At 29.0% G+C, this 23,725-nt stretch carries 38 protein-coding genes; all 38 read right to left on the reverse strand.

The window, feature by feature from the left end; genetic code table 11:
- Window positions 1-44: 44 nt before the first annotated feature.
- Window positions 45-212: a helix-turn-helix domain-containing protein gene (locus KQI88_RS10440; RefSeq protein ID WP_216417101.1), complete on the reverse strand. Its 168-nt coding sequence runs from the start codon at window positions 210-212 to the stop codon at window positions 45-47.
- A gap of 199 nt (window positions 213-411) precedes the next feature.
- Window positions 412-531, reverse strand: a complete 120-nt coding sequence (locus tag KQI88_RS18580; protein ID WP_334300604.1) for a BRO-N domain-containing protein — start codon at window positions 529-531, stop codon at window positions 412-414.
- 177 nt (window positions 532-708) lie between these two features.
- A complete protein-coding gene (locus KQI88_RS18330) occupies window positions 709-840 on the reverse strand; it encodes a hypothetical protein (RefSeq protein ID WP_281417561.1) in 132 nt (43 codons plus the stop codon).
- 212 nt (window positions 841-1,052) lie between these two features.
- The gene (locus KQI88_RS10450) at window positions 1,053-1,436 is read right to left on the reverse strand and encodes a hypothetical protein (RefSeq protein ID WP_216417103.1); all 384 of its coding nucleotides are present in this window, start codon (window positions 1,434-1,436) and stop codon (window positions 1,053-1,055) included.
- A 78-nt stretch (window positions 1,437-1,514) separates the two neighbouring features.
- On the reverse strand, window positions 1,515-1,898 hold the full coding sequence (locus KQI88_RS10455; protein WP_216417104.1) for a hypothetical protein: 384 nt from the start codon (window positions 1,896-1,898) through the stop codon (window positions 1,515-1,517).
- A gap of 322 nt (window positions 1,899-2,220) precedes the next feature.
- Entirely contained in the window at window positions 2,221-2,451 is a 231-nt protein-coding gene (locus tag KQI88_RS10460) for a PF20097 family protein (RefSeq protein WP_216417106.1), read from the reverse strand.
- A 298-nt stretch (window positions 2,452-2,749) separates the two neighbouring features.
- Window positions 2,750-3,598 (reverse strand): PhzF family phenazine biosynthesis protein, encoded by an 849-nt coding sequence (locus KQI88_RS10465; protein WP_216417108.1) that lies wholly within the window; start codon window positions 3,596-3,598, stop codon window positions 2,750-2,752.
- 335 nt (window positions 3,599-3,933) lie between these two features.
- Window positions 3,934-4,644, reverse strand: a complete 711-nt coding sequence (locus tag KQI88_RS10470) for a 4Fe-4S double cluster binding domain-containing protein (RefSeq protein ID WP_216417110.1) — start codon at window positions 4,642-4,644, stop codon at window positions 3,934-3,936.
- Window positions 4,645-4,718: 74 nt separating this feature from the next.
- A complete protein-coding gene (locus KQI88_RS10475) occupies window positions 4,719-5,120 on the reverse strand; it encodes a hypothetical protein (protein ID WP_216417112.1) in 402 nt (133 codons plus the stop codon).
- A gap of 89 nt (window positions 5,121-5,209) precedes the next feature.
- Window positions 5,210-5,743, reverse strand: coding sequence for an AAA family ATPase (locus KQI88_RS10480; protein ID WP_216417114.1), 534 nt, complete (start codon window positions 5,741-5,743; stop codon window positions 5,210-5,212).
- An 81-nt stretch (window positions 5,744-5,824) separates the two neighbouring features.
- Complete coding sequence (locus tag KQI88_RS10485) at window positions 5,825-6,304, reverse strand: tetratricopeptide repeat protein (RefSeq protein WP_216417116.1); 480 nt, start codon at window positions 6,302-6,304, stop codon at window positions 5,825-5,827.
- Between the two features lie 151 nt (window positions 6,305-6,455).
- Window positions 6,456-6,734 carry a hypothetical protein gene (locus KQI88_RS10490; RefSeq protein WP_216417118.1) on the reverse strand — a complete coding sequence of 93 codons (279 nt, stop codon included), beginning with the start codon at window positions 6,732-6,734 and terminating at the stop codon, window positions 6,456-6,458.
- 51 nt (window positions 6,735-6,785) lie between these two features.
- Window positions 6,786-6,983 (reverse strand): hypothetical protein, encoded by a 198-nt coding sequence (locus tag KQI88_RS10495; RefSeq protein ID WP_216417120.1) that lies wholly within the window; start codon window positions 6,981-6,983, stop codon window positions 6,786-6,788.
- Window positions 6,984-7,145: 162 nt separating this feature from the next.
- Entirely contained in the window at window positions 7,146-7,664 is a 519-nt protein-coding gene (locus tag KQI88_RS10500; RefSeq protein WP_216417122.1) for a GNAT family N-acetyltransferase, read from the reverse strand.
- 436 nt (window positions 7,665-8,100) lie between these two features.
- Window positions 8,101-8,580, reverse strand: coding sequence for an NUDIX domain-containing protein (locus KQI88_RS10505; protein WP_216417124.1), 480 nt, complete (start codon window positions 8,578-8,580; stop codon window positions 8,101-8,103).
- A 103-nt stretch (window positions 8,581-8,683) separates the two neighbouring features.
- On the reverse strand, window positions 8,684-9,214 hold the full coding sequence (locus KQI88_RS10510; RefSeq protein WP_216417126.1) for a DUF5673 domain-containing protein: 531 nt from the start codon (window positions 9,212-9,214) through the stop codon (window positions 8,684-8,686).
- A gap of 400 nt (window positions 9,215-9,614) precedes the next feature.
- Window positions 9,615-9,725 (reverse strand): putative holin-like toxin, encoded by a 111-nt coding sequence (locus tag KQI88_RS18090; protein ID WP_246579251.1) that lies wholly within the window; start codon window positions 9,723-9,725, stop codon window positions 9,615-9,617.
- Between the two features lie 221 nt (window positions 9,726-9,946).
- Window positions 9,947-10,747 (reverse strand): CPBP family intramembrane glutamic endopeptidase, encoded by an 801-nt coding sequence (locus KQI88_RS10515; RefSeq protein WP_216417128.1) that lies wholly within the window; start codon window positions 10,745-10,747, stop codon window positions 9,947-9,949.
- Window positions 10,748-11,276: 529 nt separating this feature from the next.
- Complete coding sequence (locus KQI88_RS10520) at window positions 11,277-12,278, reverse strand: C45 family autoproteolytic acyltransferase/hydolase (RefSeq protein WP_216417130.1); 1,002 nt, start codon at window positions 12,276-12,278, stop codon at window positions 11,277-11,279.
- A 192-nt stretch (window positions 12,279-12,470) separates the two neighbouring features.
- Window positions 12,471-12,647, reverse strand: a complete 177-nt coding sequence (locus tag KQI88_RS10525) for a hypothetical protein (RefSeq protein WP_216417132.1) — start codon at window positions 12,645-12,647, stop codon at window positions 12,471-12,473.
- 160 nt (window positions 12,648-12,807) lie between these two features.
- Complete coding sequence (locus KQI88_RS10530) at window positions 12,808-13,230, reverse strand: hypothetical protein (RefSeq protein ID WP_216417134.1); 423 nt, start codon at window positions 13,228-13,230, stop codon at window positions 12,808-12,810.
- Between the two features lie 344 nt (window positions 13,231-13,574).
- Window positions 13,575-13,916 (reverse strand): L-2-amino-thiazoline-4-carboxylic acid hydrolase, encoded by a 342-nt coding sequence (locus KQI88_RS18675; protein WP_408629725.1) that lies wholly within the window; start codon window positions 13,914-13,916, stop codon window positions 13,575-13,577.
- Window positions 13,804-14,178, reverse strand: coding sequence for a hypothetical protein (locus KQI88_RS10540; RefSeq protein ID WP_216417138.1), 375 nt, complete (start codon window positions 14,176-14,178; stop codon window positions 13,804-13,806). The genes KQI88_RS18675 and KQI88_RS10540 overlap by 113 nt, the downstream gene beginning before the upstream one ends.
- 131 nt (window positions 14,179-14,309) lie before the next feature.
- Entirely contained in the window at window positions 14,310-14,867 is a 558-nt protein-coding gene (locus KQI88_RS10545; protein ID WP_216417140.1) for a DUF4269 domain-containing protein, read from the reverse strand.
- A gap of 130 nt (window positions 14,868-14,997) precedes the next feature.
- Window positions 14,998-15,219, reverse strand: a complete 222-nt coding sequence (locus tag KQI88_RS10550) for a PF20097 family protein (protein WP_216417142.1) — start codon at window positions 15,217-15,219, stop codon at window positions 14,998-15,000.
- 361 nt (window positions 15,220-15,580) lie between these two features.
- Window positions 15,581-16,021, reverse strand: coding sequence for a GNAT family N-acetyltransferase (locus tag KQI88_RS10555; protein WP_216417145.1), 441 nt, complete (start codon window positions 16,019-16,021; stop codon window positions 15,581-15,583).
- A gap of 130 nt (window positions 16,022-16,151) precedes the next feature.
- The gene (locus KQI88_RS10560; RefSeq protein ID WP_216417147.1) at window positions 16,152-16,319 is read right to left on the reverse strand and encodes a hypothetical protein; all 168 of its coding nucleotides are present in this window, start codon (window positions 16,317-16,319) and stop codon (window positions 16,152-16,154) included.
- Window positions 16,320-16,616: 297 nt separating this feature from the next.
- Window positions 16,617-16,991 (reverse strand): MBL fold metallo-hydrolase, encoded by a 375-nt coding sequence (locus tag KQI88_RS18480; protein ID WP_330656187.1) that lies wholly within the window; start codon window positions 16,989-16,991, stop codon window positions 16,617-16,619.
- A 351-nt stretch (window positions 16,992-17,342) separates the two neighbouring features.
- Window positions 17,343-18,056, reverse strand: coding sequence for a hypothetical protein (locus tag KQI88_RS10570; RefSeq protein WP_216417149.1), 714 nt, complete (start codon window positions 18,054-18,056; stop codon window positions 17,343-17,345).
- An 86-nt stretch (window positions 18,057-18,142) separates the two neighbouring features.
- The gene (locus KQI88_RS10575) at window positions 18,143-18,643 is read right to left on the reverse strand and encodes a GNAT family N-acetyltransferase (protein ID WP_216417151.1); all 501 of its coding nucleotides are present in this window, start codon (window positions 18,641-18,643) and stop codon (window positions 18,143-18,145) included.
- 158 nt (window positions 18,644-18,801) lie between these two features.
- Window positions 18,802-18,939, reverse strand: a complete 138-nt coding sequence (locus KQI88_RS10580) for a hypothetical protein (protein WP_216417153.1) — start codon at window positions 18,937-18,939, stop codon at window positions 18,802-18,804.
- A 342-nt stretch (window positions 18,940-19,281) separates the two neighbouring features.
- Window positions 19,282-19,926, reverse strand: coding sequence for an MBL fold metallo-hydrolase (locus tag KQI88_RS10585; protein ID WP_216417155.1), 645 nt, complete (start codon window positions 19,924-19,926; stop codon window positions 19,282-19,284).
- Between the two features lie 97 nt (window positions 19,927-20,023).
- Entirely contained in the window at window positions 20,024-20,632 is a 609-nt protein-coding gene (locus KQI88_RS10590; protein WP_216417157.1) for a hypothetical protein, read from the reverse strand.
- A gap of 136 nt (window positions 20,633-20,768) precedes the next feature.
- Entirely contained in the window at window positions 20,769-21,161 is a 393-nt protein-coding gene (locus tag KQI88_RS10595; RefSeq protein WP_216417159.1) for a hypothetical protein, read from the reverse strand.
- A gap of 102 nt (window positions 21,162-21,263) precedes the next feature.
- Window positions 21,264-21,695, reverse strand: coding sequence for a hypothetical protein (locus tag KQI88_RS10600; protein WP_216417161.1), 432 nt, complete (start codon window positions 21,693-21,695; stop codon window positions 21,264-21,266).
- A gap of 191 nt (window positions 21,696-21,886) precedes the next feature.
- Window positions 21,887-22,072: a hypothetical protein gene (locus KQI88_RS10605; RefSeq protein WP_216417163.1), complete on the reverse strand. Its 186-nt coding sequence runs from the start codon at window positions 22,070-22,072 to the stop codon at window positions 21,887-21,889.
- Window positions 22,073-22,285: 213 nt separating this feature from the next.
- The gene (locus KQI88_RS10610) at window positions 22,286-22,633 is read right to left on the reverse strand and encodes a TIGR04076 family protein (RefSeq protein WP_041173129.1); all 348 of its coding nucleotides are present in this window, start codon (window positions 22,631-22,633) and stop codon (window positions 22,286-22,288) included.
- 299 nt (window positions 22,634-22,932) lie between these two features.
- Window positions 22,933-23,724 (reverse strand): arsenite methyltransferase, encoded by a 792-nt coding sequence (gene arsM, locus KQI88_RS10615; RefSeq protein ID WP_216417165.1) that lies wholly within the window; start codon window positions 23,722-23,724, stop codon window positions 22,933-22,935.
- Window position 23,725: the final 1 nt, after the last annotated feature.

Genomic DNA, 23,725 nt, shown 5'->3' on the forward strand with positions numbered 1-23,725 from the left:
TTATAAATAAGTCCGTAGAGTCGCCAAACTTCCAACGGACTTGTTTATTTTTTTGTCTTTTCTTTTAGCCATTTTTCAATTTCTTCTTTGTTATATCTTATGCTTTTTCTACTTCCTATGTAAGGCATACCTTCCTTTCTCCATCTCCAAGCTGTAACTGGAGTTATTTGCAACCACTCACATAATTCTGATTCTGTTATCCAGTCTGCCAATAAGCCACCTCCTTATAGATTAATATACATTACAATACATTACATTGTCAATGATGTTTTTATAAAATTCAGTATTATTTATTTCAAAACATGTATAAAAAAAATGCTAATCAACACTTTTAATCAATCTTTTATATAGATACTTAGTACTTATTGTTGTTTTAGGTTCTACTTGCGAAGTTCGTACTGCAACATATTTTTATTTTTTTCTTATGACTGATAATACTTCATCGGTTACCCAATCTGCAAATTTTTCTGCTTTTAGTTTTCTACTTTTGAAAACGAGTTTGTATACTCCGCTTTCTGTGAGAAAATTCACTCCCTGTATTATGCAATTTTCCAAAGTCAATTCAATTGACTTTAGAATTTGTTCGCTTAATTACTTGTTTGTCATCCATATTTTTAATTGCCATTCTAACTTATATATATTTCCCCAATAAAAAAGCCACCATTGCTGGTGACCTCTGCTTGGTTAATCTCTTAGAGTATACTATTTTTAAAATTTTATGTTATTAGCTAGATTACCAACAATCTTCATGAAAATTGGTGGAAAAAATTTAATTAATAAAGCTACTACAATAATTCCTGCGAACAGATCAGCTCCAGTTACCTTTTTATTTGATCTCATAATAAATCCCCTTTGTAATCGATAATATATTCAAAAGCCATATGAAGAATAATAAAAATCTATAAATAATTTCTCTAAATACTCAAATTTAAAAGTCCTATTTTAACCTAATTTTCCTTTTAAATTCACTATTAAATATAATAACAGCGAAATGATTAAATTATAATAAGAAAACCAATTAACTAACTCAATTTTCATTATACCTATTGTTTCTACTTAATACTTTTAGGTGCAGACACTATTGGTCTTTCCAAATCATCATCAATGTAATATGGTAGCATTTCTTCTATACTACATCCATCTAATGAGTACCATGTAACTCTTTCCCAAATATCACATATGCTCTTATTATTAAATACTTTTGCATTTAAAATCTCTTCTAAGCAAGCATAATTATACGATTGTGAGCCATCTTCAACCAACCCATACCAATATATTTCTTTATTAATATTATCATTATCCAGCATTTTGCCCATCCAGCAATCTTCATACTCTACAGCATTATCAATGCAAAAGTTCATTTCAATACAAGAATTACTTTTTAAAACATCACTACTTAATATCTTTATAAAATCTTCTAATTTGATTTTAAGCAATATTTTCACCTCTTAAAATATTTCATTTTTTCTATAAACATTATATTAAACGACGTATAATATTCTTATCTCTTTTTTCTACGCTACATAGCACCTTTTTTGTTCCCTTATTATCATTACTAGAGTACAAATAATGAATATTAATGGCATTCCAGCGCTCCAAAACACTGCTGACGTAATACTTAAAAATAAAAAAGAAGCTACTATTTTTTTCCCGATTCTTTGGTTATACTTCTCATCTGGATACTTAATCTCATATATATACCAAAACATTAATGTTAGTCCAATTCTTACAATCAATCCTAAAAGAGTTCCTAATATACCTACAAATAATATTAATGCTAAATTTTGACTATCACTGTATCTCTGATAGAAAACAATAAAATTTGATATCATAGTAATGAATAAGATTATTGTTAATATAAGTATAGATATTTTAATAAAAAATCCATTCCTGAGCAATTAATAACCTCCTATTTTTAAATTTTCCTACTTAATCTGATTTATCTCGCAAGAAAATTATACCATATTTTCCACATTGCTATAGCAAATTCTTAGCTTTTAAATACCATATTATTCGGTTTTCAAATAACATTATTTAATTCACAATATCTTCATTAGTTGCAGTTAATTCTTGTAATGCGACATAAAAAATACCGTAAAATTCAGTTTTGAATAATACGGTATTTTAAATAATTATTCGATTTTGTAGTTATTACATCTACTATAAATGAATGTGACATATGAACCACTGAAGATTATGCTCATAATCTAGATAATAAATTTAAATTTGACCTTCCTCATAATCTTTATCAGAATAATCAAGTAACACTTTTTTACACTGCTTACAAATATATGCCTGAAAATTAACACCTTTAAATACATTATTTTCAAGCATTATTTCACCTTTTCTTGGACGTAAAGAAACTTTATGTATTTTCTTTGTCCAAGCTATTCTTGTTCCTGTCTGTAAATAACCTGATTCCATTTCCTGATCACAACATGGACACTTCATATTTTTCCTCCTATCAAATTCCTGTTTATCTTCTTGGTATATAACTAATCCTTGTTTCTCATTTTTCTACTAATATGATTTACCTAACAAGAAAATTATACCATGTTTTCTATATTAGCATATCAAATTCATAGTTTTATAAATACCGTATTGTTCAGTTTTCAAAGAGCATTGTTAGTACTTTAAATTTTAGTAGTTACGTCAGATTTTCTTCATTAGTTGCAGATAATTTCTTGGATTGCGCAATAAAAAATCGCAAATTCAATCTCTTGAATAATGCGATTTTTTACGTTTATTATTATAGTAAAATAGTTCCCTTTGCCAAAATAGCTACCTCTCCAGACACTAATATTTCTTTTTCAGAAATGCTCATAGAAACCTTAATTTTACTAGGTCTGCCAACAAATCTTCCTTGATTTATTATAATCTCATCACCTACATTAAAAATATTATGCTTATATAAATATGCACCTAATGGTCCAGCTGCACTTCCTGTTGCAACATCCTCAACGTTTCCTTGATTATCCCAGGTCCGTCCTTCTATATAATTCACATCAAATATATAAGCAAATTTAGCACCTACTTCTTTTAACATTTCTTCAAATTTAGAACTAATTATTTTTGCATTCTCTATTCCTGAAGTTAATGGTACTAATAAGTATGGTAATCCTGTTGATACAACTTCCATAGGAAATTCTTCGCTTAAATTCTCTTCTGACAAGTTCAATGCATGTACATATTTATTTCTCTTCTCTTTTGAAACTTCACAGAGGAATTCCGCTTTTCCCTGATTCATTTGTACCTCATAATACTCCTCTACCTTTTTTGAATTAACTATAATTGTTTTTTGATTTAATTGAAATGTAATTGCTATATCTTCTTCATTTCTAAAAATATGACTATGAATAGTAGCAGCTGCTCCCAAAATAGGATGCCCCGCAAAATCCAATTCTTCATCTACTGTAAAAATTCTTGCATTAAATATACTATCATCTATTCTTCTCACAAAAATTGTTTCAAATTGCTTAAACTCTTGTGTTAATTTTAACATAAGATTATCTTCTAATTCCTCATTACAAAAAACAACAGTTAATCCATTGCCAGATAAAATTTCATTGCTAAAAACATCAACATGAAAATATTCCATTTTAATTCCTCCTTATATAAAAATATAATTAACATTTATTTTACCTAAAATTATAACATATTTTGTAAATACCGTATTATTAAGTTTTCAAAGAACATTATTCGTATTTTAAATCTTAATAGTTACATCGCATTATTTTCATTAGTTGCAGCTAATTCTTGTAATACGACATAAAAAATACCGTAAAATTTATTTCTGAATAATACGGTATTTTGTTTCAATATTTAGTTTTATGATCATGACGTTTAATATAAGTATTGTTTTTAAGCTAATCATAGAGTAAAACCTTTATACTCATAAATAAGTTTGCTATGATGCATATATTCTTAATTTCTTTATACTGATTTGTTTTCTTTTAGCTTTAAATATCTCTGTGTCCAAGGGCAGACCAATATGCACTTTCCACAAATTGTTTCCTTTACTCCAAGTTTATTACTTCTTTTTCCCGCTTCATTTCTGCACTTAAAAGCATTAAAATAGTTATCTCTATTCATGTTTACATTCCAATTAACTCCTAACACGGCATTAGCTGGACATAAATTTTCACACATATTGCAAGCCCCGCATTTTGATTCATTTATTGGTAATCCCACCTCTAGTTCTGCATCAGTTAACACACTAGACAACCTTACAGCTGAACCAAACTCTTTTGTAACAAGTAAAGCACACTTTCCAATCCATCCAATTCCTGCTCTAGTTGCTACTGTTTTATGCGGTAAAGTAGTTTTTAAGATTGTTTCATCTGTGGTGACGCTTTTCCTTACCTTAGGTACCGCTCTAAATCCATTGGATTTTATAATCTCCGCTGCATATTCATCAAGTTCATCTAGAAGGTTATTTTTCCTTATATATTCATCATAATAATCTTTTGTTGGTCCATTCCCTATTCCAGCAATTATAGATGGATCCAATGCTACTGCAATTGAGATTCCATATCTATAACCCTCTCTTTGGTTTTCTGGAATATCTTTTAAATCTGCAAATCCTACCATTGAGGCACCTTTTTCAATAAGCCTTTTTCTGATTTCTGTACTTAAGCAATCCACTTGTATCACCCATTTCATCTATAATTAATTATTGAATTTTAATAATTATGACGCTTAATTTGAAATAATGTGAATTAATAAGGTAAAAAGATATTTAACACTTCCACAATAAAGTATGGTGCTATCATTCCTGTATTAGAATATGATTCACTCGCTATATTCCAATTCCTTAAGATAAAAGATACTTCATCATCTATATGTTCAATCCTATCAATTGGAAGTTTCCCTTTTACCGAATAATATACGCTATATTCTCTTTTGTTTTTATCTCTGTCTATTCCCAAATCCATTATTTCCAACGGATACATAATATGAATACCAAACCACGAAAGAATTTCAACAATCTTAGGATAGTATATATTAAAATTCTTCCTAAAATTGCCACATTCTTCGCATTCGCATTTTTCATTGTAATAGTCACGATATTTTTGTGTAGCTACAATATCGCAATCTATATCAAAGTTACCAAATTTCATTTCTCTCACCACCCTTTATTTACTTATCCTTGTTCATTATATTTTACTGATGAACAACATAAGAATAATACGTAGCAGCTAAGCATAAATTATTTATATTTCGCTTCATTATCAGCCCTTGTTAGGATTTCATTAACTGTTTCTTCTATAGACATATTTGTAGTGTCTAACCAAAGACCAATTTTAGGTGTTTCTTCAATGAAAATATTATATAGCCTTTCAACTGTAAAACCGACATATCCTTTTTTATCTCTCTTTTGTTCACGTTGCTCAATAGATTTAATATCAGGATTTAATACAATGACATAAGCCGGATACTGCTTTAAAAGTTCTATAAAGTATAAAAGCTTTTCTCCAAGGAAATTGTCCTGTACAACAACAGAAAACCCATTATTATAATACTCTATGGCGACTTTTGCAGTAATAGAATATCTCATATCCAATTGATGTAAAGCCTCTTTACTTGGATACTCACACATTTCCTCTCTACCAGTAACAATCATCTTCCTAAAAATATCACCTCGTAGATGAACACATTTCTCTAAACTTTTTGCCAAAGCTTCAGCAACAGTTGATTTTCCAGAAGCCATAACACCAGTAATTACATATATTGCTTTTTCCATATCAACCCTCCATAGTGTTTTGTAATTCACTAATTCGTCATATTCTACTGTTACGTCTAAAAAATATAATGTTCATTTAAATTACCATATTTCATCTAGCTTATCAGAATAAAATTCTATTGCTTTTTTATAATTCTTTATGTTATCGTCTGAAGATGTTTGAGCTAAATTATATAGTAAAATTTCCATTGCTCTAGAATATTCATTTAAGTTGTATAAAGTCATTGCATAGAAAACTTTAATAGCTCTATCCTGTGTAAACTTAGCCAAACCTTTCTCAAATACCTCTTTTGATTTTTTATATTGCCCTAATACTCTATATGTACTTCCTAAACCTAAAAAAGCACCCCGCAGTTCCTTATCAGGCAGTCCAATCGAAATAGCTTTTTCATAATACAGTACTGCATTTTTCTCTAAACCCAAAACATCAAAACTCCATGCACACTGGTAGTTAATTATTGAATCATTGGGATGTGCATTTGCAAGATTTATTAAAATTTCATTTGATTCTTGTAGTTTTCCTTCTTTCCTTAATTCAATTGCTATTTCTAATTGCTTCAAAATTAATCGCTCCTTAGTGTTACGTAATATTCTACTAATATGATTTATCTATTAAGAAAATTGTACCATATTTTCTATATTGTTATATCAGATTCTTAATTTTTAAATACCGTATTATTCAGTTTTCAAAGAAGTTACCTTTTTTAGTAGCCTAATCTAAACCGTATATTTTAATTATTTTTATTGCTGTGTCTATTCCATTTATTTGCCAATCTTGACACCATGTATTAAGGGGTGGAAAATCATAGTATAATCGTGTACTTATCTTAACATCTCCCCTACGAATACATCCTTTAGGATCTGGTTTGAAAACTAAACATCTTTTTTCGTCATAGGGTGATTTTTGCTTATTATATTCACCACCATGACTACTATTTCTAATGCAATATGCACATTCTAATCTGGTAAGTATTCGTTTAATATCACTCACCCCTTTATGTCGCCATTTTTCATTAGTTACAGATAATTCTTGTAATGCGACTTATACCAACTCTACATGACACATACATTTTGCCATTTCTTCATCCGTACCATTACAATCTAATTCACCTTCTGAAAGAGTGTGCATACACTTATTATTTAAACTATAGTCACAAATATCTTCCTCATTTTCTTGACAAGGGCAATTTTCCTGTACTCCTAAGTAATATCCACCACATATCACACAATGTTTATACATTTAGTTCTCTCCCTTCTTTATGCACAATATTTTCATACCAGGTATTTTTCTTGTATTGCGACATAAAAAATACCGCACAATTCATTTCTGAATAATACGGTATTTTAAATATTTATTCGTTTTTATAGTTATTACATCTAATAAGAATAAAGCGAAAGAAGATTAGTTAGTTGTTAATGTAATACTAAATTTGTACAGATATTCATTTTCCTCTTCATCAAAGATAGTTCCTAATAATTTTCCATTATTCTTTTCTATAATTTTCTTTGAGGCTGTATTATCTACATTACAAGTTAAAATCACTTCTTCTAATCCTATCTCTTTAGCCTTTTCTAACGCTAGTTTTAAAATCTGTAAACCATAACCTCTATTTCTACAATCTGGTGATATATCATAACCTATATGACCAACACATTCTACCTCTTGATGCCTAATTCTCACTACTCCAACAACTTCTTTTTTATTAATTAACCAGAATGTCGAAGTTGCAATCTCTCCTTTATCCAAGTCCTTTCCCTTAGAATAATTGTGCAAACCATTTAGATAATCTTGAAAATTTTCTAATGCTTTTATATACTTATTAAAATAGTGTTCATCATTTATTTTTCTATATGCTAGAGCATAATTTTCAAAACTCTTTTGATATTTTTCATTCGGCTTAACTAAAAATAAATCTTTCATAGATTATCCTCCGCTTTATATAGTTCGCAAAATACTTCTATTACGTCCAAAAAGATAATGTCCCATACATAGATAAAAGTTATAATTATAGAGGTTTATTGGGAACATTTATTAAATAGAAATAGGACCAGAATACAGATAACCCTATAGGACTTCTAAATATGGAAGTATCATATTTGTATGTAATAATAGAAAATACAATAAGTGTTATAATAAGTAGAGTTACCTTATATTTAATAATCCCAAAATTATTGACTAATTTCTGTTTGTAGTTAAATACCTTATCTAAGTAGGTATAATACTACAACTAAAATTGATGCGGTAAAAATATTAATAATGGTCCCATACAAAACATATCCTTTCAAAATAGTATTAAAAATTAATTTAAGTCCTTCATAATTTACATCTGTTACGTCTAAAAAAGAGATGACGAACATCAAAATTCCTTTAATTCAATAAAATTAACACCATTTTCAGTTGTAACTCCTGCGTACAATTTATTATCATCTTTACCTATGGACAAATAATGCCTCAAACATTCTTTAGCAGTAAAAGGCATTTCTCTGTCTAAAACTTCATTAATGTCAACCCACTCCAATGTGCCTTCATCACATTTGTTAATATCTATTCCAGTATTATGTAATTCAGTAAAATAGTAATAGTTTTGCCTAATCTCATTATTTTTCATACGAAGCGCAATATATTTTAACTTTAAAGTTCCAATATCGTTTTCTGTAATACCTGTTTCCTCAAATAGTTCCCTTAAAACACATGCCTTTGGATCATTTAGTTCATCCTTTTCAAAATGACCACCTATACCGCACCAAGAAGGTTGAACCACCCTTGAGCCAACTCTATAAAGCAGTAGCATTTTATTTTTAAACATAATATAAATTGCAGTCATATTCCTTAACATATTCAAAACACCTCACTATACAATAATTTTTTCTTTGTCATATAAGACTTCTGCATCTAAAAAAGATGATGTGCAACATATGAAAAAAACGAACTAATTAACCTTATTTTTCTATATTTAAGTAACGATGAAATATCATATCAACCTTTTCTTTGTCTTCTGGATTTATAGTCCATATCTTAGTTACTTCTTTCGTTAAACCAGATCGAAGATTTAGTTGAAGTACAATTTCTAATTTCTCATCTTTAATCCACCTGTAATCTGCTATATCTTTCCAATAAACTATACCGCCTTCTATAATTTTTATTCCTTTTTCTCTTATCTCCTTATCATTAATACGTTCTAATATATTATAAAGACACATAAGTATCGATACTGCAGGTATCATTAAGCTTCTTATAGGATTCATATCGGCATACATACTTAAATTGACCAATTTTGATATTAAAAGAAAGATCCAAAAACAGCCTAGCAGAGACCAAAAGAATATAGAAGCTCTGATATTAAAGTCTCTTGGTACTTGTAAAATTAATCTTCCTAGATATTTTCCTCTATTAAACTCTTTTAGGAAAAAATATATATAAACAACTAAAGCTATTAAAGTAATTATTTCTAAAAATCCTATGTTGTTCATTGCTTCTCTACCACCTCGAACATTATTAATTTATTACATATTAATCTAATCTGACTTATCCAACAAGAAAATTATACCATATTCTCTATATTCGTATATCAAATTTCTTTTTTTAATACCGTATTATTCAGTTTTCAAAGATCGTTATTCTTACTTTAAATTTAAATCGTTATGTCGTATTTTCTCCAATGTAAGCAATTAAAATTTTTTGCAAAACAAAAAACAGCATTAAAGCTGTTTAATAAAAAATCTAATTGTATAGATATCATTTACACAATGTATGTGTTTACTTTTAAAGTCTTTGCGGTATACTAATAACAAAGGTAATCGGATTTACATAATGCGATTACCACCCAGGGATTAATTTATTTTAATCACTCTGCATGGGCATGCAGGGTGGTTATTTTTTTCCTTTGTTGTTGTCCTTTACCAGGCTAACAATTAAGGAGATTAGCGACATCAATAGCATGCCAAACATCATCATTAAAGATATAGCTTGATATGTATCCATCGCCACCTCCTTTCATCTGGAATGTAAGCTGTAAAAGGTGGTAATGATATTGCCACTACTAAAACAGCATGGCGGCCAATATGTTGAATTTCCTCACCGCCAACGACATAAAGGATATGGAGTTGTAAAAGGCAGGGCGGCGGGATAGGTTTTTATCTATGCCACCGCCTTGCCTTTTCGCTTTTGGGGCTGTTGTTGCTAAGGCGTAATGAAGAAAATGCTTATACTATTCGCCTGCTCTTTTTGTCGTATATCACAACGGTTACAATTGAAACAAGAACAATCACAGCATTTGCGGCAATTGTTCCCGCCCAAGTCATAGTCATGGTGCCAAAGATGGGGGATGCCGCATTGAACATGGTGTGGAATAATACGCACATAAACACACGGCCTTTGCCTGATATTTTGTAGATTGCCCCGTTGAAAAACCGAAACGCCATGAGTTGAACTGCAAACATCCAAAAGTTAATGAGTCCCTCTCCGTGATTCGTCCCCGGAATGAAGAAGAGAGGAATATGCCATAAAGTCCAAATGATTCCAACAAAAACAGAAGATAAAACAAAGCCATATTTTTTGTCAAGCTCAGGCTGCAATATGTACATCCAGCCAGCTTCCTCCAAGCCACCGATAATAAGACCACCAGGCAGGGAAAGGAAGAACGTATAAAATGGAAGCACCATTTCCGTGCGGCCTGAAACTGCAATATGTATCAAAAAATACAGTGCAAGCCCTGCAACAACGAACAAATAGAGGGATATGTTATTTTTGGCGTAAAAAACAGTTTTCAACCATTCCTTAAAATCTGCTATTTTGTTATTTTTCTTCAGAACCATATATGAAGCAATAGCGGGCGACAAAATATAGATTGCAAAAGGAATATTCATCCCGAATTGCTGTAACGAGTGAACCCAATTGTGAACCGAATATCCAAATTGCCCAAGAACAATCAAAGCACCTGACACAAGATAGGCTATGCAAAATGTCAGCATCGTAAATTGTACTATGATTTTTTTGTCTGTCACGATTTCTTCACCTCACGTTTTGAAGTATACATTAAATTTTAACGGATGGACGCTTTGACTTTTATCACCTAATGTTTGCTTTCTGCCAATTCAAAGTTGCGCTCCGCAAAAATATAAATTTTCTACGTTCGCATTATACCCTAGAGTTAAATTATACTACATCCATTTATCCAAAACAACGAAAACTTCCCCCGTCCGTTTCGACAATCCAGACGGTCAAGGGGCTGATTGTAGGCTTTGCGGGGCTACGCGCTCCGCTCCCCCGACCTCTCCCAAAGAACAAGATAAAAATATCATTTAACCCCTTGACAAACATCGTTCTGAAAGTAAGGTGTAGCCTTTATTATCTTGCACCTTATTCATTTTTTCAAAGAATCTACAATATCTATATTAACTACTCAGATTGCTATTTTTCTATTTTTATCATTTCATTGACGTATTTATCTTGTATTGCGACATAAAAAATACCGTAAAATTCATTTCTGAATAATGCGGTATTTAAATAAATTTAATTTATCAGATATAACTCTTATTTTTTAAGCACAAGCCTTTTATCCTGCTTGAATGATTTTCTTGAAGGATTTCCTTCAACTCTAAAAATTGTACCATCCGTTAAATCATATATTGATGACCAAACTGTATCAATTCCTTTTTTTCTATCATATTGACACATAAATCCCATATTTCCAGATAAAATATTTTTTATAAAATCTATCGAACGTTCTTGGGTATTGGAAAAAGCATTTACTAGTGTTTCATATCGTTCATGAGAATATATATCATCAACACCATTAAATTGATATTCTTGCATTTCTTCAGATACAAAATGATTCGTTGTAAACACACAATCTTTTCCTTGTTGAGGAGCTAAGACAATAACTTTGTCACAATTACATTCTACAACTGCAATATTACCCAACTTATCTGCTAGCGTAATTGTTTGAGGTGAAGCAATCGGAAGTTTTTTTAATGCCAATATTGCTTCATCCGTTGTTTTACATTTTTCTAAAATATATCTAACAAGCATCCCTGCATTAAGACCAGGTTCTATTTTTATAGGATAAATAAAAGTTAAACCAACCGCTAGTCCATGCTCATTGATACCATCTTCCATTTCTGTCCACGCAGTTGTATTTCCAATAAATGAATATGCATTATTAAGTTTATAATAAGCACTATCACATAATTTTTCTATACTCACAATAAAGTCACTATTTCGAGCAAAAAATATTTTTTCTTCATTTGAAATAGCTAGACATGAACATTTATTATCGAATGTAAAACAATACATAGTAAAAAGAAAACTTGCGACATCTATATAGTTTATTTTTAGCCCATCAGCCATTCCTTTTATTTCTTCAACTATTTCTGGATAAAATTTCTCATAAATTGGAATACATTTTACCGTAAACTCTTTTCTTTCATTGCTTATTGAAATACTACTAATTGGATTTACTCCATTTTTATAAAACATATTGCCGTAACGTAGTCCTGCTTCATAGTGACAACCTTTCCATCTTGAATGATACATAAGGTCACTCTCCTATATTTATTTTGAGAGTTGGTACCACCTCATACATCCATAGTAAATGAATAAAATTTTTAATGCAACAACTATATTATTATTCCACTTTAATCCAATAAATATTAAATTAAATATTGATTATTAATACCGTATTATTCAGTTTTCAAAGAACATTATTCGTATTTTCAATTTTAACAGTTATGTCGCATAATTTTCATGCATAGTATTTAAACTACAATTTTTACAGTTCTCGCAAGGTTCATCATCGTTGCTAGAATAGCCCATACATTTTCCGTCTTGAATTTCTGGACTACCATTTCCTACATCTATAGCTTTTTTAACTAATGAACAATTTTCAATCGTCTTTTTAGTCATTTAAAAACCTCCTATAAATCTTGTATTGCGGCATAAAAAATACCGCATACTCATTTCCTGAATAATACGGTATTAAATAAAATATTAGTGTTTAATTGTTATTACGCCTTAAAAAGATAATGCGATATAAATAATGTCTAAATATTTTGAAGGAGTTAATTTATGGATGACTTATATAGGTTCTTGTAATTTCGCCATAATATTCATTTAGCCTTATTATAGCTGAAGTATCAGGGAATTTTGCATTTTCTTTGTTTCCAATAGTATATTTAATCATTATTCCTCTGCCATAAGTTTTATCTGGGGCAATTTCTAGAATTTTAGGTGTGCTACCTTCATTTGTTATAAAAAATACATATCTTTCCTTACCTAAATCAAAACCCCCACCTGAATCATAGTCTTCATTAAGATGTTTATTATGATTCTCTGATAGCATCATCCTATCTTGAACTTCTTTTGGGGCATTTTCAAAGGAAATTATTTCATAGCTTAATTCCTTATTTTCTTCATTACTACACCCTACAAAAAAGAAACTAGTGCAAATAATTAAGATAATACCCAAGATAATGTAATTACTTCTCACAACATATCACTCCTTTAGATAAATTTATTTGGTAGTATCAGTAATTCGTATTATTCATCTAATCCGATTTATCTATCAAGAAAATTATACCATATTTTCTATATTATTATAGTAAATTCTTAATTTTTCAATACTGTATTATTCAGTTTTCAAAGAACATTGTTTTACTTCAATTTTTAATAGTCGCATCGCATTTTTTTAAAATTACGCTATATTCTTGTATTACGACACATAAACATCGTAAAATTCAAACTAGAATAATACGGTATTTTAGTAAGCTATTCATTTTTTTAGTTATGACGTTAAATTTTTAGATAGCGAAGTAACTTAGGTTCATGTTGTGCTCATTTTCTGTAATTTCCGTTTATAAAATGAAAATCACATTTGGATTGTCCTCTACCAATAGTTTCACTGCGTTCAAATATAATATTAGGACTATATCCAGCTAAAGTTATATCATCATTAGCACAAAACAAAGGGCATAGTTCAAGACAATTATATCTTTTAGTAGTTTCCACATACATACAACTCGTAAAATCAAAATGTATTTCCTCATTATTATATTTTATCCATTCAGTGTGCCATCCTTCTTTGGGATATTGCTTTGCAAAACAGCTTAAATAAACTATATCCAAATGGCATTTTACCAAGAAAACGATTTTTCTTTTGTGTTCTTTTACATGCAATTTGCAATATTTCCGATGTATAATCATAAGCTCTTTCACAAGTAATTCCAAATTGCTTAAATGCCAAATATATTGCTATGGTAGGTAGCATGTTTTTATCCATGTGCCATTTTATAGCTTTACTGTTTTTATAATCAGCTTCATTTACCATTTCAGCTAATATATTTTCAGCAGTTTCATATATCTTGTTTCCTGTGTCTTCACCAAATTTACTTATACAATATTTATGAAAAAACTTAAATTCAGTTTTATTAAATCCCATATCTTACCTCCCATTATATAAATACTCCATGGTCCGCAATTCCTTACTGTTACGTCTAAAAAAGATGATGTGACATAAATATTTATATAATTCGTTTACGATATATAAAGATTGCGAAACATATTAAGTTGCTATTTAGTATACATTTTATATAATTCTTCATCACTATACATTTCAAGCAGTAATAATTGTTCGTAAGGGTTGCCTTGTAAGTTTAATACTTTTGCAAATGCTGGCTCTGTTTTCAAACCCTTAATCTTTAAACTAATTATCTCTTTTTTAAAAGCCTCTCCATACAAATTTATTAGTCTATCTTCTACAATCATGTGCCTATATCCATTTGATTTATCTGTATCTTCATTAGAGCCGTAAATTTCTATCTGAACATCATTTACTATAAAATTGCATACTAACACCTTATCTTCCTTATGTGTAATTTTAAAGTCTTTATATTTTCTAAAATTACTTACTAATACTTCTTCAAACACATCGAAATTGTCAACTTTACAAACTATATCTATATCACTGTTTTCTATGTCAATCTCTATAGGTATTGTTCCTACCAATACGGGTATGTAATCATTTAATATATCTAAAACCTTTGTATTTATAAGTATTTCATAAACCTTCTTTTGTTTAACATTTCCATAATTTAAATAAGATATATCCTTCCAATTTTTATTTTTCATATAAACTCCTTTGTATTCCAACATTAGTTCGTAATTTTCTACTGTTACGTCTAAAAAAGATGATGCGAACTAAATTTCCTCTATAATCTATACATAATGTGGCTTATTTAATATCCAAAAATTGTGGTATTCACTTAAGTTTATCACTAACATCAATAATCATCTTTTTACAACCCTTGCAATAATATGTTTCTAATTGATTTGAACTCCAAGCATCTGTTAACTTTATACCCTTTTGAAACACACTTACTATTGTTCCTTTATTTCTTGATTCTTCTATCCATTTTAAAGAATATCTGTCTCCATTTATAAAACCTTTTTCCATATTTTGATTACAATATGGACATTTCATGATATATCTCCTCCATTTTTCTGTTCTTAATAATCATAAAAACATGATGCACATAACATATCTGATCCTGATTACCTAACAAGAAAATTATACCATATTTACTATATTGTTATAGAAAATTTCTATTTTATAATACCGTATTATTCAGTTTTCAAAGAACATAATTCCTATTTCAAATTTTAATGGTTATTTCGCATTTTCTTCATTAGTTGTAGCTAATTCTTGTTATGTGACATAAAAATACCGTAAAATCCATTTCTGAATAATACGGTATATTAATAAGCTATTCGGTTTTATGGCTATTACGTTTAATAAGAACAATCCGAACTTGATTAGCAAGTAGTAGCCATACACTAAATGCCTATTTTATTTGATAATAATAAATAATTTCTCCACTATCATCAAGTTCATTTTTTGTGTAAAAATCAAGTTTTTTGAGTAAATTCTGTATCTTAATATTTTCAGGTTCTGTGCTTATTCCTATAAAATTAAATCCATTTTTAATGGCTTCTTTTATAATTAACTGAATGGCTTCATTTGCGTAACCTTTATTTCTAAAGTCTTTAGATATCATTAACCTATCAATATAAAATAAATTAGAATCATTTTCATCTTCTCCAAACAGAGTGTACCCTACCATTTGTTCACCATCATAAATGGCTTTTGATATTGCTTTTGGGTAAAATTGTGCTTCTGCTATGGAATATACATTTGGGCATATAAAGTCTTTTTCATCATCATTAAGTTTTAATCTTATACACTCTTTCCAATTATCACAAGTAATGTCTTTGAAAATAATCATTATTATCCCCCATAAATATCTAATTTATGCTATTATACATCAATTTACTGTTTACTTTTCAATAGTTAATAGTCATATTGTTATTCATCTTAAATTACTTATGTGCCTTAACTAAAAATACATATTATTCTTATTTTGCTTGATCATTGTTATCTTCTGAAAAATATCCGTGTAATACAAGAATAATTCCTATTATGGCAATAAAATCAGTTATTAATCTTGCTTCTAAATGTAAGTGTATTAAAATTGGAACTAAAATGATAGCCATACCTAAAAGCATATTCTTTATCTGATTCATACCGTTCACTCCTCCGTTAAATATAAATACTATGTATTATTATAACAACATAGATTCATTTTCTATACTTTTACCAGTTTATTTCTAAGCCTGCTCCAACTTCTTTTACAGGCAAAGTTTTATGTATTTCTGCTCTAACAGCAAATGAAGTACAATGGCAAAGATATAATTCCTTTAAATTGTTCTGTTTTAGATAATTGATAATTTTATTAACCTGTTCAGTTACTTCAAATAAATGAAATCCTCCTATAACTCCTAATACTCGATTATCTTTACATACTTCTTTTGCATATTCTATTATATTGCATATCCCACTATGAGAACATCCTGTAATAATATAAATGCCATTTTCACTTTTATATTTAAATTGTCTATTAATTTTTCTTTAAATGCATCTGGATGGGCAATAATAGAAATATTATTTTTATTATTTTGTTCAAAGTAGTATTTTAATCCTCTTGTGTGGTCATTGTGACCATGCGAAATAACAATAGTGCTTATATTTTCTAAATCTACACCTAATGCAGTTGAGTTTCTTAGAAATAAATCAGAATATCCTACATCCAATAGTAAGCTAATATCCTCATCTTCAATATAATACGAAGCAGCAGGTTCGCCACAGTAGTATTGGTCAATGTATGTATTATTATCTACTAAAACCTTTAGCTTCACATTTTTGCCTCCTTTATTTATGCTTAATATGAATAAACTTCACAAAATAATACTAATCCAATTTATCTAACAAGAAAATTATACCACATTTTCTATATTATTATAGCAAATTTCTGTTTTTAATACCGTATTATTCAGTTTCCAAAGAACATTATTCTTAATTTAAATATTAGTAGTTACGTCATATTTTCTTCATTATTTGCAGCTAATTCTTGTAATGCGACATAAAAAATACCGCAAATTCATTTCTGAATAATACGGTATTTTGTTTGAATATTTAGTTTTATAATCATGACGGTTAATCTTAATGATACGTCTTAACTTAGCTAAGATTTATCTAATTTTATTTATTTAAAAAATTGTCCACTTCTTAGATCTTGGATTATAATCCAAGATCAGTCCACAGTTACGTATGTTTCTCTGTTTATCTAGTTTAGTATGAATACTCTCAACACCTTCCATTTCTCCAACTGGATATATTCTAACTCCATTATAATAAGATTGTTCAAAATCAAAAACTGCACCATTTTTAAAATAATCGTACATAATATTTATAATATCATCTGGAATAGGAGCTATTTGTTTTTTTCTGCCCTTAAGCTCCACAAGAACCTTATGTTCAATAACTTTTTTATACTCCTTTATATCTAACATATAAATTTTAACCCAATAATCATCATCGTGAGATAGATAAATATATTTATTGTTTAAACTATCAAAATCAATTTTTGACAATGGTATATGTTTATGACTCACAAACAACAACTCTGCAAGTTCTTGATCAGTAACATTTTTAAGATTATCTTCTTTTTCAAAGTCTATCCAGCAAAAATCTCCGTAGCTATATACATCTTCTTCTACAAAGCTTTCCATATGTTCTTTTGTTATGTATTCCATAAATAATTTATTACTATAAACGCTGTTATAAGGATAACCTTCAAGAATTAAAATATTATTTGGTTTAATTTGAATACCATTCATAAAGTCTTTAAATTCCATTCCGGAAGTCAGAACATAATTATTTACTTCATCTATTTTTATATAACAAAACCATTTTTTCCTCACTAATTTATCTCCTTATGGTCGTAAAATAATTATTACTTCACATAATATAAAATATACGTCTTAACTCTATTCAACAAGACAAGAAATTAGTCTTTTAATTTTAATTCCATATACCTCGTTCCTTCAATCGGGTTATATACATATGGGGCAATATCATAAAATCCTAATGATGTATATAAAAATTGAGCATTTTTCATTGTTGGAAGAGTATCAAGCCTAATATATTGATAATTCATTTTTGAGGCATATTCAATTATTATATTAATAAGCCTTCTGCCAATTCCTAATCCTCTGTAATAATCACGAACATATAATCTTTTCATTTCGCATATATTTTCAGAAATCTTATGAAGAGCAACACACCCTGCTTCTTTGCCATCAACTAATGCTAATATTAAGACTCCATTGGGTGGTCCATATTTACCTGGTAATGCCTTAAATTCTTCTTCAAAATTTTGAAAAGCAAGGTCTATTTTTAGTGATTGGGCATATTCTAAAAAAAGTTGTTTAACTTCTTCTATCATATCTTGTCCAGTTATATGCTTGAATTCAATATTATGCTCTATGTTGTCAACGATAGATTTCATAAATTATAACCTCTCTATTTCTTATCTTTGTAAGTATTATATAATAATTAAGTCACATAATTTTACTGTTGCGTCTAAAAAAGATAGCACGACATTATAGAATTGATTTCTCATCCATGTTAAAGAAATGCCTTGTAGTTCTACTTAGCCCGTGATATTTAAAAAGATAAAAATGAATAACCTAAAACATTTAAAAAGTAACCTATTAAAAAACCTAAAATAATAATGAAGACATATTTTAATTTTCCATTCTTCCAATGCTCATTTTTCTTGAAAAAATGCTCCTTCTTTTTCAAACTACTACTCTCCTATATCGCATTTTTCATCTAATCCGATTTACCTAACAAGAAAATTATACCATATTCTCTATATTGTTATATCAAATTTCTATTTTACTTCAAGCATTTATCTTGAATTGCGACATAAAATACCGTAAAATTCAATTTTGAATAATACGGTATTTTAAATAATTATTCGTTTTTTATAGTTGTTACATCTAATAAGAAGATTGCGTATCAACGTTTCATGTTGCATATAGCAACATTTTGTTATTTGATGTTTCAGATCTTTTACTATCTATCTATGTGCAGATTACACCAACGTCTTTCTTTTTCACTATATAAAAATGGTCGAAATTATTATAGTATGCTCAATATTTTCTCGATAACTTTCTTTCCTAAAATTATATTATGGCCTGATATGCAAGTATCGAAATCCATATCCATATACTTTAAAAGAGTGGCAATATATAGATCTTTTTCACAATAAATACTCGGAATAATTTCATTAATATTATCACCAATATTATCACTTACATTAATCACTTTTTCTTGCTCATCTATTACACTTATGGAGTCAATAGTATGCCCAGGTGTGTATATAATCCTTATTTTGTCTTCTGGAAAATAAAGCTCTTTTTCAAAAACCAAGTTAGGAAGATACATTTCTACTTCACCATAGCAATACTGCTTATTCTTATCCATCATCTCTTCCCATTTTGATTCAATCATTTCTCTACATAATTTGTGAGATATAATTATGCAATTTTGAAATGAACCGTTTCCCCAAACATGATCCCAATGATAATGTGTATTTATCACGATAATAGGTTTATTACTATCTTTTATATATTCCTTAATTGGATCAATACTTAAAGAACCCAATCCTGTATCAATGATATAATTATATCTTTCGCCCATAATTAGATGAATATTTAAATCCCACCCCCAAGAGGTAGTATATGTAAATAAAACGCCTCTATTTTTTATTTTTTGAATTTTCATAACAAATTCCTCCTGATTTGTCTTAAAGTAGTACGTCATATCTTAACTGTTGCGTATAAAAAAGATATTGCGCCTTAAGTGTAAATATAGATAATGCTTATAACCCATATTTTAGAGCAATTTCTTTTAATTCTTCTTGTGTAGGTGTTTTCATGGCTTGACTTGCTTTAGTGGATTCAACATAAAACTTTGCTTTTTTCATAGGTTCATCTGAGGCCATTGAATTTTTCAAACAAATCTGATTAAAAAACCAAAATCTTTGCTCATACTCTAAATTTTCTTCCTGTACAGAAATCAATTTTTGAAACCATCCTTCTTGCAATAACTTCGGATGAAACGCAGATTCACGCCAAAGTATCATTCCCAAATCTTTAAAATAATAAGTACAACTAAGATATTCATCTTCACAATCACAATCGTAATCACTTAGTCTCCTTAAGGAATTAAAAATGTCCTCTGCTTTTGTATGAAATAAATCAATATTATTGAACACAACTTTATAACCGTTAAGATTGTTGATACATATTTCGAAAACTATATTATCTTTATAGGTAATATGGTAATTATCATATCGGACAAGAATACCATTTCTCCCCGGTTCTTCTTTATAGTGAATGGGTAGAAGAATTTGTTCAACTTCTTTTCTTGTCATTCCAAATAAAATATTTCCTATTCCTTTATGTGGATATACAACAATCGTATTCATGCTATTCTCCTTTGTTAAATATAAATAATCTTTATTTCGCATAATCCATCTGTTACGTCTAAAAAAGATGGTACGAAATAAACTTTAGTTTAGTACTCTATGATTAATTGCCTACTGCTTTAAGCATATGCTATTCTTATTTAAGTGTCTCTACTCTTATATTCAATTCTCCAGCATTATTAATTGAAATAATATCAATATATATATGAGAATAAAACTCATAAACATAACCTATAATATTATAATTTTTAATCATTCCTGCCTCAAGTATATGTTTCAAATTAACTGCATTTTCATTAAATCCTCCTATGTCGTATTTAAACGAAATATCAGTTTGAGGCTCTATGTTAGAAATACTAAACTCTCTTTCGTTATCATTTGAAACAAAAACCAAGTTTTCTATAATTTCATTAGTTTGATTTCTTATAGTAATATGAGTTCCTTCATTTGAAAAAAAGACAAACTTGAGTACTAACAATATACTTAACACTATTAAAGACAATATTATTACAGTTCGTTTTGTTGTCATAAATGTAAAAATCTCCTTATTTCCGCAATTTATCTATTGTACATTTTATAAATAATGTGACTTAATCGTGTTAAATACTAACCAAAACTATGCTCATTTCTCCTAATAAAATTGTTCTATAACATGAAGTATGTTATCCTCATTAAAATAAATTAAATACAATTTATTACGTGAATCGTTATCTCCATTTTTTCTATACCAATAATACTCTTTTGAAAAATCAGGTTTTTGTTCATTAGATACTTGTAGTGAATTTAAAATCTTTTCTACTTCATCTTCCACATAGGGATTTTTTTCTGAACTAAATTTTTCAATTTCACTTTGTTTGAGCTCTTCTTTATAACTAAAGACATGATATCTGTCTCCATCGCCATGAAAACTGGCTCCGCTGTCAACCGAAAATAATTCTTCATAACCTTTTGGAAGTGAAATCCCCCAATTAATTTCTATGGATTCGCTATAGTCTGAAGAACAAGCACTTAATGTGGACATCAACAATAAGCATATAATAACTGCTAAATTTTTAATTTTCATTCTTTTCTCCTTTCACTCATAGAATAATATAGTAGCGTACTTATACGCATTTTCTTACTATCATGAATCAATTATAACATATTTTGTAAATACCGCATTATTCAGTTTTCAAAGAACATTATTAGAGCTTTAGATTTTAATAGTTACGTCTCATTTTCTTCATTAGTTGCAGCTAATTCTTGTAATGTGAATTAAAATCCTGCTCCCTTATAAGTCCAAAACTTGTTTTTTCTTTTTGTAAACATTTCGCACTTATCTTTTTCAATATCATCAATTATAATCTTATCATCACTCAATCCAACATCTTTTCCCCAACCACAAAAATATCCATCGTAGTAATCTAAGGCTTCACAATTTTTACAACAACCTTTATCCAATGCAATATCACCTCTACATATCACAATAATTTCATATCACTCAATGATCTTGAATTGCGAAGTAAAAAAAATACCGTATATTCTATTTTGAATAATACGGTATTTTAATACTATTTTTAATTTAATTTTCCTTATCTCTTAAAGGATCTAACCAACAAACTGAAATTTATATATTCCGGCTTATCTTCAAACTGAGCACAATAAAAATCAAAACTAATCAAAAAACTTCCCTTTATAAAAATTCTCATTGTCAAGTTTCTTTGCCGTCAGCCTGAACATGACGCAGCCATCTGGGCATACAATGTCCTTGCTATATTTGCCATTGCCGCCAATGTTCTCTAAATCTCCGCCACTTCTGACCGACTCCATGATTGGGAACATAATCATCATGACCTTGGAACAGATACCCTGTCCATCCGCATTTATGGGACAGCCATAGGTGCAGGTATACTTATCCCCGACTTCCTCGCCGTTTCGGCAGTACCGCTCTGTATGGTCACTGCGAAGAAACCCAGTTACCTCAATTTCAAATTCGTATTCCTCATCATACCATTTTTTCATAATTAACCTCCAAATTCTAATTTATCAAGTAGTTTAATAAATAACTAACTCACATAATTCTACTAATCTGATCTATCTAACAAGAAAATTATACCATATTTTCTACATTGTTATATCAAATTACTAATCTATTCCCATAATTTTACTACCTCCAATCTAATTCGTAATATTTAAAAACCTCCTATAATTCTTGAATTGAGACATAAAAACACCACAAAATTCAGATTTGAATAATGTGGTGTTCAAATAAATTATTCAGTTTTTAGTCGTTATGCTAAATAAAAATAATAACATAAGTTCTATAATTTTATTGCTTTTATTGATGCAGACATAATATATTCTCCAACTTTTAAATTATGTGCCCATTTTTCAGCATATTCTTTTGATACTTCTTGGGTTTCAATGCTAATATCACTAAAACCAGCCTTTTCTAAATATAATTTTAATTCTTCAACTGAAGACGCCCCAGTAACTCATCCACAATAAAGGTTCTCATCTTGTTTCATTTCCTCTGTTAATTCTCTAATAAGAACTATATCAGAAATAGCAACTCTACCACCCTTTTTTAATACACGATAAGCCTCGTTATATACCCTTTGTTTATTTGGAGATAAATTTATAACACAGTTTGAAATAATTACATCCGCAGTATTATCTGCTATAGGAAGATTTTCAATTTCTCCTAGTCTAAAGTCTACATTTCTATATCTATATTTTTTAGATATAGCTCTTGATTTATTAATCATCTCTGAGGTCATGTCAACTCCAATAATATATCCCTTAATCCCAACTTTTTTTGAAGCTAAAAAACAGTCAAATCCTCCTCCACTTCCAAGGTCTATAACAGTTTCACCTTCTCTAAGATTAGCTATTAATTGGGGATTTCCACAACCTAACCCCATATTAGCTTCCTCTGGAGCAGTTGATATTTCTTCATTAGAATATCCAATTTTACGTGATATCTCTATTGAAGATTTCTTAAGCTTAATACCTCCTCCACAACATCCATCCTCTTTTACATTTCCGATAGCTATTTTACTATAACTATTACGAACAGCATTTCTAACATCTACCTTTTTAAAATCGCTCATC

This window comes from Alkaliphilus flagellatus, from assembly GCF_018919215.1.
In the GTDB taxonomy this organism is placed as follows: Bacteria; Bacillota; Clostridia; order Peptostreptococcales; family Natronincolaceae; genus Alkaliphilus_B; species Alkaliphilus_B flagellatus.

Excerpts from the sequence above, each read along its gene's own strand:
- KQI88_RS18090 (WP_246579251.1), bottom strand. The coding sequence starts at position 9,725 with ATGGATACATATCAAGCTATATCTTTAATGATGATGTTTGGCATGCTA.
- KQI88_RS10585 (WP_216417155.1), bottom strand. The coding sequence starts at position 19,926 with ATGAAAATTCAAAAAATAAAAAATAGAGGCGTTTTATTTACATATACT.
- KQI88_RS10460 (WP_216417106.1), bottom strand. The coding sequence starts at position 2,451 with ATGAAGTGTCCATGTTGTGATCAGGAAATGGAATCAGGTTATTTACAG.
- KQI88_RS10480 (WP_216417114.1), bottom strand. The coding sequence starts at position 5,743 with ATGGAAAAAGCAATATATGTAATTACTGGTGTTATGGCTTCTGGAAAA.
- KQI88_RS18330 (WP_281417561.1), bottom strand. The coding sequence starts at position 840 with ATGAGATCAAATAAAAAGGTAACTGGAGCTGATCTGTTCGCAGGAATT.
- KQI88_RS10495 (WP_216417120.1), bottom strand. The coding sequence starts at position 6,983 with ATGTATAAACATTGTGTGATATGTGGTGGATATTACTTAGGAGTACAG.
- KQI88_RS10540 (WP_216417138.1), bottom strand. The coding sequence starts at position 14,178 with ATGGGATTTAATAAAACTGAATTTAAGTTTTTTCATAAATATTGTATA.
- KQI88_RS10510 (WP_216417126.1), bottom strand. The coding sequence starts at position 9,214 with ATGAACAACATAGGATTTTTAGAAATAATTACTTTAATAGCTTTAGTT.
- KQI88_RS10555 (WP_216417145.1), bottom strand. The coding sequence starts at position 16,021 with ATGATTATTTTCAAAGACATTACTTGTGATAATTGGAAAGAGTGTATA.
- KQI88_RS10525 (WP_216417132.1), bottom strand. The coding sequence starts at position 12,647 with ATGACTAAAAAGACGATTGAAAATTGTTCATTAGTTAAAAAAGCTATA.
- KQI88_RS10500 (WP_216417122.1), bottom strand. The coding sequence starts at position 7,664 with ATGAAAGATTTATTTTTAGTTAAGCCGAATGAAAAATATCAAAAGAGT.
- KQI88_RS10575 (WP_216417151.1), bottom strand. The coding sequence starts at position 18,643 with ATGAAATCTATCGTTGACAACATAGAGCATAATATTGAATTCAAGCAT.
- KQI88_RS10550 (WP_216417142.1), bottom strand. The coding sequence starts at position 15,219 with ATGAAATGTCCATATTGTAATCAAAATATGGAAAAAGGTTTTATAAAT.
- KQI88_RS10560 (WP_216417147.1), bottom strand. The coding sequence starts at position 16,319 with ATGAATCAGATAAAGAATATGCTTTTAGGTATGGCTATCATTTTAGTT.
- KQI88_RS10610 (WP_041173129.1), bottom strand. The coding sequence starts at position 22,633 with ATGAAAAAATGGTATGATGAGGAATACGAATTTGAAATTGAGGTAACT.
- KQI88_RS10475 (WP_216417112.1), bottom strand. The coding sequence starts at position 5,120 with ATGAAATTTGGTAACTTTGATATAGATTGCGATATTGTAGCTACACAA.
- KQI88_RS10590 (WP_216417157.1), bottom strand. The coding sequence starts at position 20,632 with ATGAATACGATTGTTGTATATCCACATAAAGGAATAGGAAATATTTTA.
- KQI88_RS10600 (WP_216417161.1), bottom strand. The coding sequence starts at position 21,695 with ATGAAAATTAAAAATTTAGCAGTTATTATATGCTTATTGTTGATGTCC.
- KQI88_RS10545 (WP_216417140.1), bottom strand. The coding sequence starts at position 14,867 with ATGAAAAATAAAAATTGGAAGGATATATCTTATTTAAATTATGGAAAT.
- KQI88_RS10595 (WP_216417159.1), bottom strand. The coding sequence starts at position 21,161 with ATGACAACAAAACGAACTGTAATAATATTGTCTTTAATAGTGTTAAGT.
- KQI88_RS10505 (WP_216417124.1), bottom strand. The coding sequence starts at position 8,580 with ATGTTAAGGAATATGACTGCAATTTATATTATGTTTAAAAATAAAATG.
- KQI88_RS10465 (WP_216417108.1), bottom strand. The coding sequence starts at position 3,598 with ATGGAATATTTTCATGTTGATGTTTTTAGCAATGAAATTTTATCTGGC.
- KQI88_RS10520 (WP_216417130.1), bottom strand. The coding sequence starts at position 12,278 with ATGTATCATTCAAGATGGAAAGGTTGTCACTATGAAGCAGGACTACGT.